Below are 16,509 nucleotides of genomic sequence, written 5' to 3' on the forward strand. Positions count from 1 at the left end.
TGGGCGTTTATTACGAAAACTTCGCTCCGCGCAAATTTAGGCGGTGCTGCTAATTGTTAGAGAGGGATGAAACCGTTATGTTTATCTGTTTTGTGGAATATCACATCGCGCCGACTTTCGAGGACAAATACCGGAATTGGATCGCTAAGAAGCAAGGCGATTTCAGTGATGCTTTTCAATTGTACGAAGGGACGGATCAGCCGCTTCTCTTCGTCGAGGTTTGGGAGGCAGCGACGGAGGAGAAGGCGCTCGGCATAAAAAAAGAACGCTGCGATGAGCGTTCTTCTTGGTATGAAATGTCGGACTGGGTGCCTGGCGGCAGCGCCAAAGTCCATGCATGGACGTTTAAGCCGATTAGCGGCCCATTGGGGCTGTAGCTGTCGTTCCAGGCATAGCCGTCGTATTCGTGATCGTCACGCCGTTAAACGTGTACTCGTAGTTGATTGGACCATCGAACGTAACATAGTCGAGGTTCAGCGTAAGCAGTAAGTAGCGCATGCCAGTCGATGGATCGCTGATAATGATATGATCGCGTCCAGCCGCTTCGATGATGCCGCGGAACACTTTCGCATTCCATTCGCGGTTGTTCTCGTACGTCATATAGAACGTAGCCATTTTGCCGCGGTTCAGACGGAGGATGTTCTCCACGTAGGATTCTTCTGTTACTGGCACCGTAACGACATTACCGCCCATAGGCGTGATAAAAGAACCGTTTGGTACGCTAGGCGGCATAGCTTGAGCTTGAGCGCCAGCCACGAATGGAGTTGGCACTGGAGCCGGGAGCGGAGTTGGCATTTGGTGCTGCGGATAATAGCCGTAGCCACCGAATGCTGGTCCTGTATTTGCTGGACTTACCGCTGTTGGTTTGTACCCGTAACCGTTTGACATAAGTTTAAATTCCTCACTTTCAAAGAATGATTCAATTTAAAGTTAATAAACCGCTGGACATTCACCAGGCTTCGGCACGTAGAAGCAATGAGCCTTGAACTTGCCTTCGAACCGTTGATCCCACCAAGTAGGCGGACAGCTGCCGGCCGGCCGGAAGTACCATAATGCGTTCGTCGAAGGCCACAAACGTTCACCGTTGATGACACGTTTTGCAAGTGCAATCTCATTATCTCTGGCAGCCTGATAGAAGTAGCCTTTCTGCGTAGCTTCGAATCCTCCGGGGCTTTGGTAAACCATTTGCTGTATGGTGCGGATGTTCTTGAAATCAATGCAATTGCCAAGAACACGGTTGACGCCGACGTTGCCGACCATCAGCATGCCCTGGTTGCCTTCGCCTTCAGCTTCCGCGCGGAGAAGCCTAGCGAGCAGTTTGACTTCTTCAGAGTTCGATTTAATGACTGCCATGTCTCTGACCTTCCACTTCCTTTCGCCACATGGGCCAATAACCACATTGATAGTGTATTGATTAATGGGCAAAATGGTTCCAAAGGGTGTCAAATTCATGAACAGGACCCGCGAACATTGTCAACAGCTTGTTTTTTCGGTATGATAAAGAGCGATTTTAACTCAGAAAATGGGCGAAAGAAGGCCCATGCAGGAGTGGAACGGGGAGGCTCGCTGTGTTTAAAGAATATGTGGCCCTGACGAAACCGAAACTCATACGATTGAATGCTTTTGCTGCGTTCGGTGGGTTCTGGGTCGCTTCCAAATGGGATATTGATTGGGTGCTAATGATCTACATGCTGATTGGCTCGGGGCTTGTAATGGCGTCGGCTTGTGTCATTAATAACTACTGGGATCGCGAGCTGGACAAGAAGATGGAACGGACGAAGAACCGGGCGCTGCCGACGAATCGGCTGAAGCCTGCGAATGTGCTGATCTACGGCATTATTCTGGGGATCATCGGTACGGTCATTCTCTTCACGCTCGTCAATCCGCTAAGCGGCTGGCTTGGTTTGCTAGGATTCTTTGCTTACGTTGTTGTGTACACGATGTGGCTGAAACGGACATCGACGTGGAGTACGTCCATTGGCGGCATATCTGGCGCAATGCCTCCGGTCATCGGTTACTGTGCAGTAACAGGCACTGTAGATGTCGGTGCTTGGATTCTATTCGCGCTGTTGTTCTTATGGCAGCCACCGCATTTCTGGTCGCTTGCCATTCGCCGCGTGGAAGAGTATCGCGAAGCGGGATTCCCGCTGCTTCCGGTAGTGAAAGGCATTAAACGTACGAAGCTGCAAATGCTGCCGTACATTGTGCTGCTCATCCCGACTGGAATCTTGATGTTCACTAACGGTTATGTCGGCTATGCGTTCCTGATTATTTCGCTGCTAGGCAGCGTGTTGTGGCTTGTTCATACGCTTGCTGGATTGAAGACAGCAGATACGAACAAATGGGCGAGAACGAATTTCTTTATCTCGATTAACTATTTGATGATCGTGTTCCTCGTGATGATTGTGGATACGAACGGTGCATTGTAGGAGGGCGGAATTAAATGCCTGTAGTACGTAAATACGGCTTTACCATTGCGGTGCTGGCACTTTGCGCGGCAATGGCACTCTATTTGTACTTGTCGTCTTCGAAGGAAGCAAAAGTGAATCTGGATCAGAACTTGAAGGCTCCTCAATTTCAGCTGAAGGATCTGGACGGCAACGATGTAACGCTTGAGAATACGAACGGCAAAGTGCGCGTGATCTACTTCTTCTACGCGAACTGCCCGGATATCTGTCCGCCGACAACGTACCTGATGACACAGGTGCAGGACAAGCTCAAGGATAGCGGCAGCTTCGGCAAAGACGTGGAGTTCATGTCGATTACGTTCGATCCGAAGCGGGATACGGCAGCAGCAATGAAGGAGTTTGCAGGCAAGTTCGATATTGATGCGAGCGGTTGGAAGTTTCTGCGCGAGGACAGCGAGGAAGCGACAGCTCAGCTCATGAAGGGTTTTGGACTTGGCCTTGCGAAAGACCCGAGCACGAACCTGTTCACGCATACGGACACGATTACGTTCGTAGACAAACAAGGCGTTGTACGCAAATATTTAACTGGCTCCATTGATGAGACACAGAATGCAGACAAGATTACGAAAGTCGTGGATGCGCTGTTAGAAGAGTAGAGGACGAATCAGGTGGCCATTTTCTTATCTATATTATGGAACAATATTATCCCGCTTGCGGTCATGATTGCTTTAGGCATCACGCTGCATCGGGCTTTTTCTTTAGATATTAAGACATTATCCAAGCTGAATTTCTATCTGTTCTCACCTGCCATCATGTTTAAATTATTGTATACGACTGAGGTCTCGCTGCAATCCGCGGTGCATGTTCTGCTGTTCTTCGTCGTATTTATGCTGCTGCTCTATGGCTGTGTCGAGATCGCGATTCGGGTAAGGGGTATCGAGAAGGGGCGGCGCGGGGCGATGCGTAACAGCGTGCTGTTCTACAATAGCGCGAATTACGGCATTCCATTGAATGAGCTGGTGTTCGCTTCGAATCCGTTCACGCTGTCGGTACAAGTGTTGATTATGATGATGCAATCCCTTCTGCCGAACACTTACGGGATCTATAGCGTGAATGCGCATCGGATCAGCGGCAAGCAGATCTTGCTGACGATAGCGAAGCAGCCCGTCATCTATGCGATTCCGCTCGGATTTCTGATGCGCGGGTTCGATGTGCCAATTCCTCATGCGCTGCAGGTGCCGCTCGATTATGCGGCGAATGCATTCATCGGCATGGCGCTCCTTACGCTCGGCGTCCAGCTCGGCAGCATGAAGTTGTCGCTGCGCAGCCTGTTGCTTGGAGACGTCATGCTCTCGTGCTGCCTTCGGCTGATTGGCGGTCCGCTGCTCGCAAGTCTCGTTGTCTGGATTCTAGGCATTGACGGACTGATGGCGAAGGCGCTCATTGTCTCCTCGTCGGTGCCCACCTCGTTATCGAGCGTGTTGCTCGCGGTCGAGTTCGACAATGAGCAGGAGTTCGCTTCGCAGGCTGTGCTTGTTTCCACGCTGTTAAGTATTTTGACGGTCACGTTCGTCATCTATGTGCTTGGTTAGCTGACTAGTCACAATGAATGTGAGAATTAGAAATCATTCTCTTTACTCCAGATGGCGGCGCTTTGATCCGGGTACATAATGTACTCCTCGAGGCCCGCCTTTTCCAATTGCTCGATCAGATAATCCTCCGGCGTCTTCTCAACCCCTGGATAGCCGCGGCGAGTGTGGATATGCTCCGCATCGGGAAAGGTATCTCGCAGCATGCCTCTGATTCGTTTGCCGGAAGCGTCATTGTCCGTGAAAATATACGCTTGCTTGTCGCCAACCTGTCTGCGCAGCTTCTCCAGCTGCGTGACCCCGGGAGTCCCCATCGTGCAGAAGATTTCCACTTCCTCGTTCAGTACGCGGCGCAACCTGCTCTTGTCGTTCTTGCCTTCCACAATGATTGCGATGTCCATCATAAGGTTCACCTCTTGCTGTTATCATACCTTATTTGCTGCTTGAAGATGACAGATCCGCAAGACAACGAAAAACGGCCTGCCGCAGCTGGCAGACCGTTATGATCGTTATTGGCGTAGGAACTACATCCAGCCGCCACAGCCGCAAATAACAATTACAAGCAGGATGAATAGTACAAGGATCGCGCCTGCAGAAGTGAAGCCGTGATGTCCTCCGCGTTCAGCATCTACGAAATTTGACATTGTCAATGTCACCCCTCTTTCGCAAGATGATAATCATAGGCGTTTGGGATGCTGCTCTATTTGTTAAAGCAACTTAGCCTCTTGCCACACTGTAATGTATGCCCCTGAATGATAACAGCCCTGTGCAATTACCCAGTTCTCGAAAAATGGGCTCCATGCCCGCCGGTCCTTGCCGTATAGGCATAGAATGGAAGCACGGACACCGCGATCATGAGACTGAGGAAGGCGATATAGTAAGGCGATATATAATTGCGCAGTTGGCCTGCGAGCATAGGTCCCATGAACGCGCCAACCGAGAAAGCGATCGACAAGAACGAGAAGGTGCGGCCGTATCTGGTGCCGCCGCTGCGCTCGATCAGCAGCGACGAGAGAGCAGGGAAGATGACGCCTTTGCACATGCCGACCATGAATAGCAGAATCATAAACGGCAGAGGGACACCGGCAGCTATTGCAAAATACGTGAGCGCCAGCATGAATGCGCCCCATAGCGAGCGGAGAAACGGCGACAGCTTATTCAAGAACAGCATGCTGAGCGTGAGCAGCGCTCCGAGGCTGACGATGGAGAACAGCAGTCCCGTTGTCATCATCGCTTCTTTGCTCGTTGCCATGAGCGGCAACTCGAAGGAGAGAATGCCTTGCGCGCAGCTCATTGCGACTGGCAGCAGATAGATCAGCCACGGGATGGATGGCGGCTTCTCGGTTTCCTTAAGCGCCTTGCCGCGCATGCCGAGCTGATGTGCGTTCATATGCGCCGAGAGCGGTGCCGTGAGAGCCGCGCTCTGCGGCGTGACAGGGATATCGCGGATGAAGAATAGCGCGCAAGCAGCGGTGATGATTAGAACCCAACCAAGCACGTAAAAAGCGGTTGTGAAGCCGATCTGTGCGACGAGATAGGCTCCCACAGCAGGCGAAATGACGGATGCGATCGTATGCATGAGGCCGTTGCCCGCCATCAGCTTGCCCTGTTTGACACGGTCAGAGGTGATGCGCGCCAGCAGCGACATGCAAGCCGGCGAGAGGAAGGCGAGGACGAAGCCGCTGATCGAACGTAGCGTCAGCAGCTGCCACGGGTCCGTTACGCGCGACTGCAGCAGCAGAATGCCCCCGGCGGCGGCAAGACTGAAGACGATGAACAGCCGGCTGCCGAATCGGTCAACGCTGTAGCCTGCAATTACGTTGCCGGGCAAATGCGTGATTGAATAGAGTCCCATCATGAGACCGATGAACGATGGTGCGGCTCCGATCGATACCGCGAACGGCGTTAGAATCGGATATTGGGCATGCAGATCAAAAAAAGCGACGAACAGAAACAGATAGAGCCAGATGGCTGTTTTCATTAGCGCTCACTCCTTCTACTTTCGCGTGAACAGTATGTTACTACTTGTACGCAGGTGAGCGGTCCGATATGTCTGGCGCCCGTCCATCGCCCTAGCAACCAGCACCGTTTACGCACATAGGGTCATAGGGTATAATATTTTGTATTGAGACTTTTTGGCGGGTATAATGGAGGAGTGCGTGAGGATGAGCTTTGACTTCAATTATGATATGGACACGTGGATTCAATTTTTCAAGGACAAATGGCTGTTCCTTCTCATTGCGCTCGTTGTCCTTTTCATCGTCGTCCGAATTGTGAAGACGGTTGTGAAATGGCTCATCGTCGTGGCGATTCTAGCCGTTGTCGTTGTGTATAGCGGATATTCGCTGGAGGATGTCAAGTCGCTCGGCACGAAGGTTGCAGATAGCGTGAAGCAGGAAGCCATTACTGCTATGGCAGGCGAAGCGGCTGAAGCAACGTTCAAGACGAACGGCGATGGGACGTTCACAGTGAAGACGAAGAACCTGGAATTGACCGGTACGCCTGGCGATGGCGAAGTGAAGGTCAAGTTCCACGATACGTCGCTTGGCACCTGGAAGATTGATTCGGCGATTCAAAGTTTGATTGATCAAGCGAAAAAGAACGTCTAGCAATCAGCAGCAACTGCTGCTTCGCGGACGAAGGAGGAGGGTTCATCATGCATAGCTGGGTTCTGCCGATGCTTAAACCAGAACCGGTTGCGCTCATGGTGCTGCTCATCCTGCTTGTCTCTATCATTCAAGGTATGAGAAGAGGTGCACCTCGCAGCGCGAAGCACCTTTTCTTTTTTATTTGGCAGGGGGCAAGCGTCATACTAGCGCTAGTCATCGCAGGCAAAGGAGCGACGCGACTGTCGCCGGTCATTCGCGACCTGCTTGTGAATCAGCACATTGTCGTGCCGAAGGAAGAGCTAAGTTCCTTGAAGCAGCTGTGGTATACCTTCATTACGAGCTTGCGGGATTTCGAGCTGCTGCGATTCAGTGCGTTGTTTCTGCTTCTTTATGCTGTCGTGAGGAGCTTGCTGCAATTCATAGAGCCGCTGTTCGAAATGGCCTTTGATAGACTTGTCCGTCCGGAGCAAGCAGCCGATCATCGCCAATTCTCCCGAGTTCCGCAGCGTGTGCGCTCACGTATGGCAAGCCGGGCAACCGGCGCGCTGCTTGGGGCGTTCCTTGGCGCGGGACGAGCTTTCCTTGTCATCGCGATTCTGTTCGTCTACGTGTCGTTGTTGCCAGGGGCGGCTGGAGTGGATTCAATTCAGGCTTCGACGCTGTATAAGAAGACGGCAGCAGAGATTCTGACCCCGGTAGCCGGCGATGTGCTGAAGCAAGGACCGGTGTTCAGCGATGCGGTGCAAGCCGAGTTCCGTAAGGTGCTCGAGCGCAAGTATGAAGTGATTGACGCTGCGGTTCCGGCGAATATTGAGGAAGCAGCTGTGAAAGTAACCAAAAATGCGCACACTGATGAAGAGAAGGCAAGAGCGCTCTATGATTGGATCGGCACGCGCATCGTCTATGACTGGGATAAAGCGAATAATTATGTGAATAAGGGAATTTGGAAAGAACAGACGCCAGTTGAAACTTTTGATACCCGAAAAGGCGTCTGTATAGATGTGGCCAGACTATATGCCATTATGGCGCGGTCGATTGGGCTTGATGTGAAGGTTGTTACAGGGCTTGGCGCGACAGGCAGCGGCGGTTACGGCCCGCATGCTTGGAATGAAGTGAAGCTTGCCGATGCAGGTGGCAAATGGATTCCGCTCGATGCGACATGGGCGTCATCCGGAGATTGGTTCAATCCCAAAGGGTTTGCTTCCTCCCATATCCAGCAGGCTTGATCGTAAGGAGAAAGGAGATTTACAGTGGTACAGCAAGACGATCCGCAGAAGCGGGAAATTACGAACCGGCGAAACTTTTCGTTCCGGCTCAACCTGTTCTTTTTCGTTACATTTTTTGTGTTTAGCGTCCTTATCGTCCGTCTAGCCATTTTGCAGTTCGTTGAAGGTCCGTCCCTGAGGGAAGAAGAGGAAAAGCGGGGCTCGACGAATGTGCTCATCCCGCCGATCCGCGGCAATATCTATGACTCCGCCGGCAAATCAATTGCTTATTCCACTTCGACGCAATCGCTTTATTACAGCATCGAACCGGGAACGAAGAAAGAAGATTCGATTGAGACCGCAAGACAGCTGTTCTACGTATTCCAGCAGATGGGCAATCCGAAGTCTGCCATATCGCTCGAGACCATCGTCAAGAACATGGATCTCGACTACAAGAAGAATACAGTGTCGGTTCCACGCCGGATCAAGAGCGGCCTCTCCGAGAAGGAGATTGCTTACTTCATGGAGAATCGCGACCATTACAAGGGTATCGACATCGTAGAAGAGAGCATTCGTCATTATGATACGAGCCAGACGGCCGTACAGCTTGTTGGTTACTTGAAGAAATACGGCGGCGGCGCCGAGAATAATCTGTACAAGGACCGCGCCAAAACAACCGATCCGCGCCTGAAATATTTGCAGACTGAAGACGTCGGCTATGATGGCTTGGAATATATGTACCAAGATGTCCTTCGCGGCAAGAATGGCTTGAAGACTTACCCGGTGAATGCGGCAAGCCGTATCATTGGACCACCTGTCATCACGAAACCGGAGAAGGGCGATAACATCTACCTGACCATTAATCGAAACGTCCAGGAAGCGACGGAGAAGGCGATAATGGATCAGCTGCATTTCTTGCAGACAACGCCTGACCGCGAGCGGCACGAAGATAATGCGAAGACCGGCTATGCCGTAGCCATGGAAGTCAAGACGGGCAAGATCATCGCGATGGCAAGCATGCCGGACTATGACCCTAACATCTGGGAAGGCGGCAAAATCAGCACCGATGACTACGATACTATCAGCAGCGTGCTTCAGAACGGAACGATCAGCCCTGTAATTGGTCCGTACAAGGATCCAAAGGAGCAGCGCAAGCACCCGTCTTCCGTCGTGTTCCTTGGTTCCACGCAGAAGCCATTGTCGATCCTGATCGGCTTGAATGAGAAGCTGTTTACGACAACGAGCACTTACATAGATACGGGCTCGTTCTTCTATGGTAAAGGCGCATCGCGCAGGCGGATCGGTAACTCGAAAGGGCACGTATATGGTAAGCTGGATCCAGCATCTGCCATCGCACATTCCTCCAACCCTTTCATGTCCAAAATGGTCGGGGATGCGCTGTACCGCAAAGATCCGGAGAACGGAGTCGATATTTGGGATAGCTATGTAAAGCAGTTCGGTCTTGGCGTTAGCACCGAGAGCGGTCTGCTTAACGAGAGCAAGGGCGTAATCGGTTACTTCCACGAGCGAGAGGCTGCGTCCTCGCAATCCGCGCTCATTCTGGCCTCCTTCGGCCAGATGGGACGCTACACGACGCTGCAGCTGGCGCAATATGCCGCAACGCTCGCGAGCCACGGCAAGCGGATGAAACCGCAGTTCGTAAAGGAGATACGTGACGCAGACGGCAAGGTGGTGCAGTCCTACCAGCCTGAAGTGTTGAATACGATCAACTTCCCGGATGAATACTGGAAGGAAATTGAGAAAGGGATGCTTAATGTAAGCGTAACTGAGTTTAATAACGCGCCTTATAAAGTACTTCGCAAGACAGGTACTTCACAGCAGCAGGTGAGTGGCAAACTCGTCGAAAACTCAGTATTTATCGCATCCGCACCCGCAGAGAACCCTGTCATTGCGGTAGCGGTAGTTATTCCGGAAGGCGGCTTCGGCGCTTATGGTGCGGCCCCGGTTGCGCGCAAAATCTTGGACGCGTACAACGATGAGATCGGCCTGAACGGCGTACCGGCGAAACCGAAAACAACAACGCCTCCTCCAAGCGGTACGGGTACTCCGGCGAATGGTGCGAACACGAATGCAAACACGAATGCAAACACAAATGCGAATACTGGAAAACCTCAAACTTAATTATTGATGGAGAAGCGGTGACCTATGGTTACCGCTTTTTTTGTTTGCGCGTCGGCACGAAAGGTGGCTCCGGCTAACGAATCATACTGACGTTATTGGGCACAATTTGGCTTTTCGATAAGTCTAACGAACCTCGGAATCGTTATTGACCCATTATTCGGCCCAAAGAGGGCAATTTACTCTGAATAACGATTCCTCGATTCGTTAAATTGAAGAATAGCGACTTTTGGATCGAATAACGATTGTGCAGTTCGTTAGGGGGCAATGCGTGCGAGGGGAACTGGTGAGGGAAGAGTGCAAAAACGCTCTCTCGGGAGAGGATACACTCAGCTGAATTTTGGCGTGGTTTGGATGCTGAGAGCACATAATTTCAACACAGCCCGTCCCGATGTTGCACAGCGGAAACACTGTTGCATAACATAAACCAAGGCCAAGATAGCATGTCATTCGCTTAGCCAAGGAGGGGTTCTATATGCGACGCCAGAGGAAGCACGCCGCGCTTCGCCGGCTGCTGTATGCCATACTTTTTCTGACCGGTGCGTTAATTGGCGTGTAATCAGCAAGATATTACACAAAAAGCACAAGATTGAGTAGAGCGCATTCGCGAATGACTAACTATAATTAGAATCGTACATGCTCGTTAGTTTGGATTCTCCTCGTAATGTGCTAAAATGAACGCTAGTTGGACAATGTTGTTTTTGCTTGGGAGGTCGTCATGGGATCGATTAAACTGGTAGCGCTTGATATGGACGGAACGCTGCTGAATGATCGTCAGGAAGTTAGCAGCGAGAATGCAATGTGGATTCGCAAAGCACTGGATGCAGGCGTCACCGTCTGCTTCGCAACAGGACGCGGGTTTCAAAGCGCAGTGCCTTACGCGGAGCAGCTGGGGCTGGATACGCCGATGATAACGGTGAATGGCGGAGAGATATGGCATCGTCCGCATGTGCTGCACCAACGTACGCTGATGTCGCCTGGCATGATCAAGCGGCTTCATGAGCTTGCGCTCTCGTACCCGGAATGCTGGTATTGGGCTTACACAACGATGGATATATACAACAAAGAGAAATGGATCGAGCCCGCGTTAGATTACGATGCGCATCATTGGCTTAAATTCGGCTATCATATCGATGATACCAAGGTGCGTGACGCAATCTTGAAGGAAACCTCTTCATGGGGCGGGCTTGAAATTACGAATTCATCGCCATGGAATTTGGAGATGAATCCGGAAGGCGTATCTAAGGCGTCGGCGATTCGCGAGCTGTGTAAGATTCTCGATATCGACATGTCGCAGGTAGCAGCTATGGGCGACAGCTTGAATGACATTGCGATGATTCGCGAGGTAGGGCTTGGCGTTGCCATGGGCAATGCCCAAGAGGAAGTGAAGGCGGCTGCAGATGCGGTAACCGTCACCAATGAGGAACACGCTGTCATGCATCTGATTCGGGACTATGTGCTGAAAGGATGAGTGCGTGAATGGAGATTGCAGGCTGGATTATCGTCGTCATCCTGTTTGTTGTAGGCATGGCGGGAGCTATTTTCCCGATATTGCCGGGCGCGCTTGCGATTTATGCGGCTTTCTTCATCTACGGATTTTTTATTTCATTCGAACCGTTCGGTGTCTGGTTCTGGATCATACAGACGCTGATCGTCGCGGCGCTGTTCATCGCCGATTATGCGGTTAACGCATGGGGCGTCAAGAAGTTCGGAGGCTCGCGAGCATCCATTATCGGCAGCACAATCGGTATTCTGATTGGGCCATTCGTCATTCCGGCATTCGGGCTGCTGCTCGGTCCTCTCCTTGGCGCGATTATCGGCGAGCTGATTGTCGGCTCCAAATGGGACGAGGCGCTGAAAGCAGGCTTCGGCGCTGTAGTAGGCTTGTTCACCAGCATGGTTGCGAAGATAGTGCTTCAAGCGGCCATGATTATCATTTTCTTTATTTGGATTTATAACTAATTTACCTTGGGAGGCTGTACTAGGATGATTAAAGTAACAGTGTGGAATGAGTTCCAGCATGAGAAGAGCAATCAAGCCGTTATCGCTGTATATCCAAACGGTATTCACGAAGCAATCAAAGCAGGTATCGGTACGGACGGTTATGAAGTTCGCACAGCTACGCTTGATGAGCCGGAGCACGGTTTGACTGAAGAAGTGCTTGCGGACACGGATGTTCTGATCTGGTGGGGCCATATGGCACATGACCGAGTGGAAGATGCAATCGTTGAACGTGTACATAAGCGCGTAATGAACGGCATGGGGCTAATCGTGCTTCACTCCGGTCACTTCTCCAAAATCTTCAAGAAGCTCATGGGCACAGGCTGTGACCTGAAATGGCGCGAAGCGGACGAGAAAGAGCGTATTTGGACCGTGAATCCGGCTCACCCGATCGCTGCCGGCATTCCAGAACACTTCACGCTTGAGCGCGAAGAAATGTATGGCGAGCACTTCGATATTCCTGCTCCGGACGAGCTTGTATTCGTAAGCTGGTTCGAAGGCGGCGAAGTATTCCGCAGCGGTTGCACATGGCACCGCGGCCAAGGCAAAGTGTTCTACTTCCGCCCAGGCCACGAGACGTATCCGACTTACCACAACCCGACGGTGCTTCAAGTTATCAAGAACGGAATCGGCTGGGCAGCTCCATCTGGCGCGGCAGCTCCGGTTCGCGGCAACCACAAGCCGCTTGAGGAAATTAAAGCGAAGTAAACCTCGCAAGGAGATTAGGTAGGCATCATGGTGAAAAAGGACTCCTTGATTAAAGGCACGATCATTCTTGCAGCGGCAGCGCTGGTAGCCCGATTCCTCGGGATATTCCAGCGCATCCCGCTGGATTATATGACGGACAGCCATGGCGGCGGTTATTTTACCGTCGCTAATAATATTTATTTAATGCTTCTTATTGTAGCGACAGGCGGTATCCCGAGTGCGATCAGCAAAATGGTGTCCGAGCGTTATGCGCAAGGTCGTCCGGATGAAGCGAAGCGGATTTACAAGGCGGCGCTGCTGTTCGGCTCTGTAACCGGCGTGCTTATTACGGTGCTGCTGCTCGTGTTCGCTCCGTTCTATGCGACGCATGTCGCGGAGAAGCCGGGAGCTGATCTCGCGGTGCGGGCGATCGCGCCGGCGCTCTTGTTCTTCCCGATCATTGCGATGATGAGAGGCTATTTCCAAGGACGCCAGTTGATGGCGGCAGGGGGCATCTCCCAGATCATCGAGCAAATCCTTCGCGTTATAACCGCGGTTGGGCTTGCTTACATGGTACTGGCATGGGGCTGGGGGCAAAGCTGGATTGCGGCAGCTGCAACGTTCGGCAGCGTATTCGGCAGCGTTGGGGCATTCATCGTCATGCTGTGGTATGCGCGCAAGCTGCGCAGGCAGGATGCACTGGACAAGGCGGCGGCAGCTCTCCAGAAAACGGCGAATACTGAGAAGCGTTCTACGCTATCGTTCAAGTCGATTTACAGAGAGCTCTTCAAGATTTCAGTCCCGATCGTCATTACGTCGATGACGGTGCAATTTATTTATTTCTTCGATACGTCGTTCTTTATTAAGCTGACGCACGGATATTACAACGCTGCAGACGCAGACCAGATGCTTGATTGGCTCGGCGTGAAAGCACAGGCGCTGGCAGGCATTCCGCCGATTCTGGCGATCGCGCTCAGCCAGTCGATGATTCCGGTTATTTCGGCCGCATATTCGGTTCGGAATTTGAAGGAAGTCGAGCGTCAAGCTTCGCTTGTTATGCGCATCGTTGTGTTTACCGGCGTGCCGGTCTCGCTGATCATGACGGTTGCCGCTGCGCCAATTACAGGCCTGCTGTTCGAGAACACAGGCGGTAGTCTCGCGGTTGCGGCGCTTACGGCGGGAACTATCTTTCAAATTACAATGATGACGAGCAATACGGTGCTGACGAGCATGAACAAGCCGACGCTGCCGATGCGCCACGCTCTGATCGGAATTGTGGTCAAGGTCGTAACGAGTCTTGTGCTCGCCCCGCTATTCGGCGTTTACGGCTTGATTCTGTCGTCGACGATCTGCTTTATGGTGATTGCTTCGCTTAACTTCCGGATGATTCGCAAGGAAATTACGCTCTCGATTCTCGGCACACGCTGGATTGGTTATGCGCTGACAATCGTGATCTCATCAGGTGCGGGCTTGGCAGTCGATTACGCTTGCCGACATTACATTACAGGCATTCCGGTCAAGCTGACCTATGCTTTGTCGTGTATCTTAACCGGCGGTGTCTCGTTCGGGCTATACGTCGCGCTGCTCATTCTACTTCGAGTCATTACCGCTACCGATGTGGCCGGATTCCCGGGACCGCTTCGCAAGCTGCTGAAACCGCTTATGCGGGTAGCTTCGCGGTAGACGAGCCAATCTACCAAATATATCCTCTTCATGATAGAATAGTCCTCGGGTCTAATCTATCATGAAGGGGTGTTTTTTATTTTGACAGCACGAAGATTTCGCCGTACCAAGTGGATAGGCATATTGCTCTTATCGCTTGTACTTATGATTACAGCTGGCTGCCAAGCGCTTGGCGGTGTTGATTTCAATGCAATGCTCAAACAATCGCTCAAGGTGACCTCACTCGAGAGCAACCAAACGATTGAACTGAAGCTGTTGCTGAAGGACGATGCGCTTAAGCAGCTGCCCAAGGATGAGCAGGAACTGATCAATCTGATTTCTCATATTACGTTGCAACTGGATGACGTCAAGACTTCGAAGAGCGGCGACATGTCCGCGGCAGGGAAGCTTGCACTGGGCGATAAGGAAATCGCATTCAAGCTTGCAATGGACCAGAAGCTTGTTTCGCTCAATCTTGAAGGGGCGAAGAAGCCGATTATTATTCATTTGCCGGCAGCAGAAGATGAAGCAGTTGCAGGTGGTGCAGCAGGCGCAGCTCCTGAGAGCTTGACGGAGTCAGGCATGAAGGTCGTGGATGCGCTTAGCGGCTTCACCATCAATAATTTGCCGAATCCGACTCATCTATCGGTAGATGCTGGGCAGGATAATATTAACGGCGAGTCCGTAATGGGAATGAAGATTCATGCGGAGCTGACGGGCAAAGAGCTGTGGAATTGGATCAAGTCGTATATCGACGCGCTGCTGAATGATAAGGAAGGCCTGAAAACGATGTTGACAGGCGTGTATGAGGCGTTAGCAAGTCAAGCGGAAGCGCTGCAATCGACGGGAGCGGAGAGCATCTTCGGTTCCTTGCCCGAAGAGGACAACTCGGCGGAGCAAATCGCGCAAGCGGTGGATGAAATCACGCAGATGTTGACTGAGACTAGCGACGAGCTGAAGAAGGCAGAGCAGGAGAATAAGGAACTCCTCGACGGCATCTTCAATAACGGCACTTATGTGAAGGGCGATGTCTTCATCGACAGCAAGCTCGATATTCGCAAATCAGTCATTGAGGCAGCGATCAAGCCGGATCTGACTCAAGTAAATGCCGAACCTGCATCCGATGATGGGGATGAAGATGAGGACATTCTGGCGGTACACGATAATCTGGACGAAATGCCTTTTGAAGGTGTTTGGGTCAAAATATCAACAGAGCGTTGGAACGTCAACGGTGATGTAGTCCCTGTGAAGCCGGAAGCGCCGATTATGGATTCGTTCAATATGGATCGCCTTAACAGCATGCAGGGCTACGAAATGCTTCGTCAATTTAAGCCTGATTCTGTGGTATACGGGCTGCTGCATAACCAATTGCATATTAGCAAGCAAGTTGTAAACTTGGATTTGAACTACAGCGATCCTGCACCAATTATTACGCCGGCAGGAGTAACGCTCGTTCCGTTGCGCACCGTTACGCAATCGCTTGGCGGCAGCGTAACGAAGGATGCGAGCGGCAAACTGACTGTCTTCGACCCGGCGACACAATCTACGATTGTTTTGAAGGCAGCTAGCAGTAATGTAACTGTGAATGGACAGTCAGTGAAGTGGAGCTTCCCGCCGACAGTCGTGAACGGCACAACCTACGTGCAGGCAAGACCATTCGTTTCAGCGCTTGGCGGCAGCCTAAGCTGGGAGCAAAGCTACTTCGGCGATTGGAAGATGCTCGTCATCTCGCGTGAGCCGTTGTAAGCAGGGCAATTGAAGGGAGAAGAATTGAACGATGAACATCATAACGACAGATGAAGCATTCCGTGAAGCTGTTGCAGGTGACGGCGTAACGGTTGCGATCTTCAAGACCACGTGGTGCAAAGACTGCCATTATATCGAGCCATTCATGCCGGAGATCGAAACGAATTATGCGGGACGCATTCAATTCGTGCAGATCGACCGCGATGATCTGCCTGATCTGTGCAGCGAGCTGAACATTCTCGGCATTCCAAGCTTTATTGCCTTCAAGCAAAGCCGCGAGCTAATCCGGTTCGTCAGCAAGCTTCGCAAGACAAGAGAGGAGATCGAGCAGTTTCTGGATCGCGCGATACAAGTGGGAGAAGCGCTGCCAGGTTAATGGCTTGAAACCGAAGGGGAAGCCCGCAAACGGCTGCAAATTAGCCGTTTGCGGGCTTTCCGCCGCTTCATGTAAGGTTCGCCTCCT

The 16,509-nt window shown here is 51.8% G+C and carries 17 protein-coding genes; 13 read left to right on the forward strand and 4 right to left on the reverse strand.

The annotated features are described in order from the left end of the window. The first annotated feature begins 77 nt into the window (after nucleotides 1-77). A complete protein-coding gene (locus AC0YNX_RS26545) occupies nucleotides 78-377 on the forward strand; it encodes a hypothetical protein (protein WP_475818709.1) in 300 nt (99 codons plus the stop codon). On the opposite strand, the gene gerQ is transcribed toward AC0YNX_RS26545, so the two are convergent. Then, nucleotides 355-888, reverse strand: a complete 534-nt coding sequence (gerQ, locus tag AC0YNX_RS26550) for a spore coat protein GerQ (RefSeq protein WP_475818710.1) — start codon at nucleotides 886-888, stop codon at nucleotides 355-357. The two genes, AC0YNX_RS26545 and gerQ, sit on opposite strands and share 23 nt — an antisense overlap. 42 nt (nucleotides 889-930) lie before the next feature. Then, the gene (locus tag AC0YNX_RS26555; RefSeq protein ID WP_475818711.1) at nucleotides 931-1,353 is read right to left on the reverse strand and encodes a cell wall hydrolase; all 423 of its coding nucleotides are present in this window, start codon (nucleotides 1,351-1,353) and stop codon (nucleotides 931-933) included. A 215-nt stretch (nucleotides 1,354-1,568) separates the two neighbouring features. Between AC0YNX_RS26555 and cyoE the strand changes: the two genes are divergently transcribed. Genes cyoE through AC0YNX_RS26570 form a run of 3 tightly spaced genes read left to right on the forward strand, consistent with a single transcriptional unit; the run spans nucleotide 1,569 to nucleotide 4,000 of the window. After that, the gene (gene cyoE, locus AC0YNX_RS26560; protein ID WP_475818712.1) at nucleotides 1,569-2,429 is read left to right on the forward strand and encodes a heme o synthase; all 861 of its coding nucleotides are present in this window, start codon (nucleotides 1,569-1,571) and stop codon (nucleotides 2,427-2,429) included. Nucleotides 2,430-2,443: 14 nt separating this feature from the next. After that, nucleotides 2,444-3,064 carry an SCO family protein gene (locus AC0YNX_RS26565; RefSeq protein ID WP_475818713.1) on the forward strand — a complete coding sequence of 207 codons (621 nt, stop codon included), beginning with the start codon at nucleotides 2,444-2,446 and terminating at the stop codon, nucleotides 3,062-3,064. Between the two features lie 12 nt (nucleotides 3,065-3,076). Further along, entirely contained in the window at nucleotides 3,077-4,000 is a 924-nt protein-coding gene (locus AC0YNX_RS26570; RefSeq protein ID WP_475818714.1) for an AEC family transporter, read from the forward strand. Between the two features lie 26 nt (nucleotides 4,001-4,026). Here the strand turns inward: AC0YNX_RS26570 and AC0YNX_RS26575 are convergent, their stop codons facing one another. Together AC0YNX_RS26575 and AC0YNX_RS26580 are read right to left on the reverse strand one after the other, a co-directional pair. Further along, nucleotides 4,027-4,398 (reverse strand): toprim domain-containing protein, encoded by a 372-nt coding sequence (locus AC0YNX_RS26575; RefSeq protein ID WP_475818785.1) that lies wholly within the window; start codon nucleotides 4,396-4,398, stop codon nucleotides 4,027-4,029. Between the two features lie 371 nt (nucleotides 4,399-4,769). Then, complete coding sequence (locus tag AC0YNX_RS26580; RefSeq protein WP_475818715.1) at nucleotides 4,770-5,978, reverse strand: MFS transporter; 1,209 nt, start codon at nucleotides 5,976-5,978, stop codon at nucleotides 4,770-4,772. Between the two features lie 184 nt (nucleotides 5,979-6,162). Between AC0YNX_RS26580 and AC0YNX_RS26585 the strand changes: the two genes are divergently transcribed. The 9 genes from AC0YNX_RS26585 to AC0YNX_RS26625 all read left to right on the forward strand — a co-directional run bounded on the left by AC0YNX_RS26585 (nucleotide 6,163) and on the right by AC0YNX_RS26625 (nucleotide 16,422). Continuing rightward, nucleotides 6,163-6,606 carry a hypothetical protein gene (locus AC0YNX_RS26585; RefSeq protein WP_475818716.1) on the forward strand — a complete coding sequence of 148 codons (444 nt, stop codon included), beginning with the start codon at nucleotides 6,163-6,165 and terminating at the stop codon, nucleotides 6,604-6,606. A gap of 47 nt (nucleotides 6,607-6,653) precedes the next feature. Beyond that, nucleotides 6,654-7,832: a transglutaminase domain-containing protein gene (locus tag AC0YNX_RS26590; RefSeq protein ID WP_475818717.1), complete on the forward strand. Its 1,179-nt coding sequence runs from the start codon at nucleotides 6,654-6,656 to the stop codon at nucleotides 7,830-7,832. A gap of 24 nt (nucleotides 7,833-7,856) precedes the next feature. After that, entirely contained in the window at nucleotides 7,857-9,953 is a 2,097-nt protein-coding gene (locus AC0YNX_RS26595; protein ID WP_475818718.1) for a peptidoglycan D,D-transpeptidase FtsI family protein, read from the forward strand. Between the two features lie 715 nt (nucleotides 9,954-10,668). Continuing rightward, on the forward strand, nucleotides 10,669-11,421 hold the full coding sequence (locus tag AC0YNX_RS26600) for a Cof-type HAD-IIB family hydrolase (protein WP_475818719.1): 753 nt from the start codon (nucleotides 10,669-10,671) through the stop codon (nucleotides 11,419-11,421). Between the two features lie 8 nt (nucleotides 11,422-11,429). Beyond that, nucleotides 11,430-11,912, forward strand: coding sequence for a DUF456 domain-containing protein (locus tag AC0YNX_RS26605; protein ID WP_475818720.1), 483 nt, complete (start codon nucleotides 11,430-11,432; stop codon nucleotides 11,910-11,912). Nucleotides 11,913-11,936: 24 nt separating this feature from the next. Continuing rightward, entirely contained in the window at nucleotides 11,937-12,659 is a 723-nt protein-coding gene (locus tag AC0YNX_RS26610; protein WP_475818721.1) for a ThuA domain-containing protein, read from the forward strand. Between the two features lie 27 nt (nucleotides 12,660-12,686). Next, entirely contained in the window at nucleotides 12,687-14,321 is a 1,635-nt protein-coding gene (locus AC0YNX_RS26615; protein ID WP_475818722.1) for a putative polysaccharide biosynthesis protein, read from the forward strand. Between the two features lie 81 nt (nucleotides 14,322-14,402). After that, the gene (locus tag AC0YNX_RS26620) at nucleotides 14,403-16,046 is read left to right on the forward strand and encodes a copper amine oxidase N-terminal domain-containing protein (RefSeq protein WP_475818723.1); all 1,644 of its coding nucleotides are present in this window, start codon (nucleotides 14,403-14,405) and stop codon (nucleotides 16,044-16,046) included. A gap of 31 nt (nucleotides 16,047-16,077) precedes the next feature. Further along, nucleotides 16,078-16,422 (forward strand): thioredoxin family protein, encoded by a 345-nt coding sequence (locus AC0YNX_RS26625; RefSeq protein ID WP_475818724.1) that lies wholly within the window; start codon nucleotides 16,078-16,080, stop codon nucleotides 16,420-16,422. Nucleotides 16,423-16,509: the final 87 nt, after the last annotated feature.

Source organism: Paenibacillus sp. J31R98, from assembly GCF_056269245.1.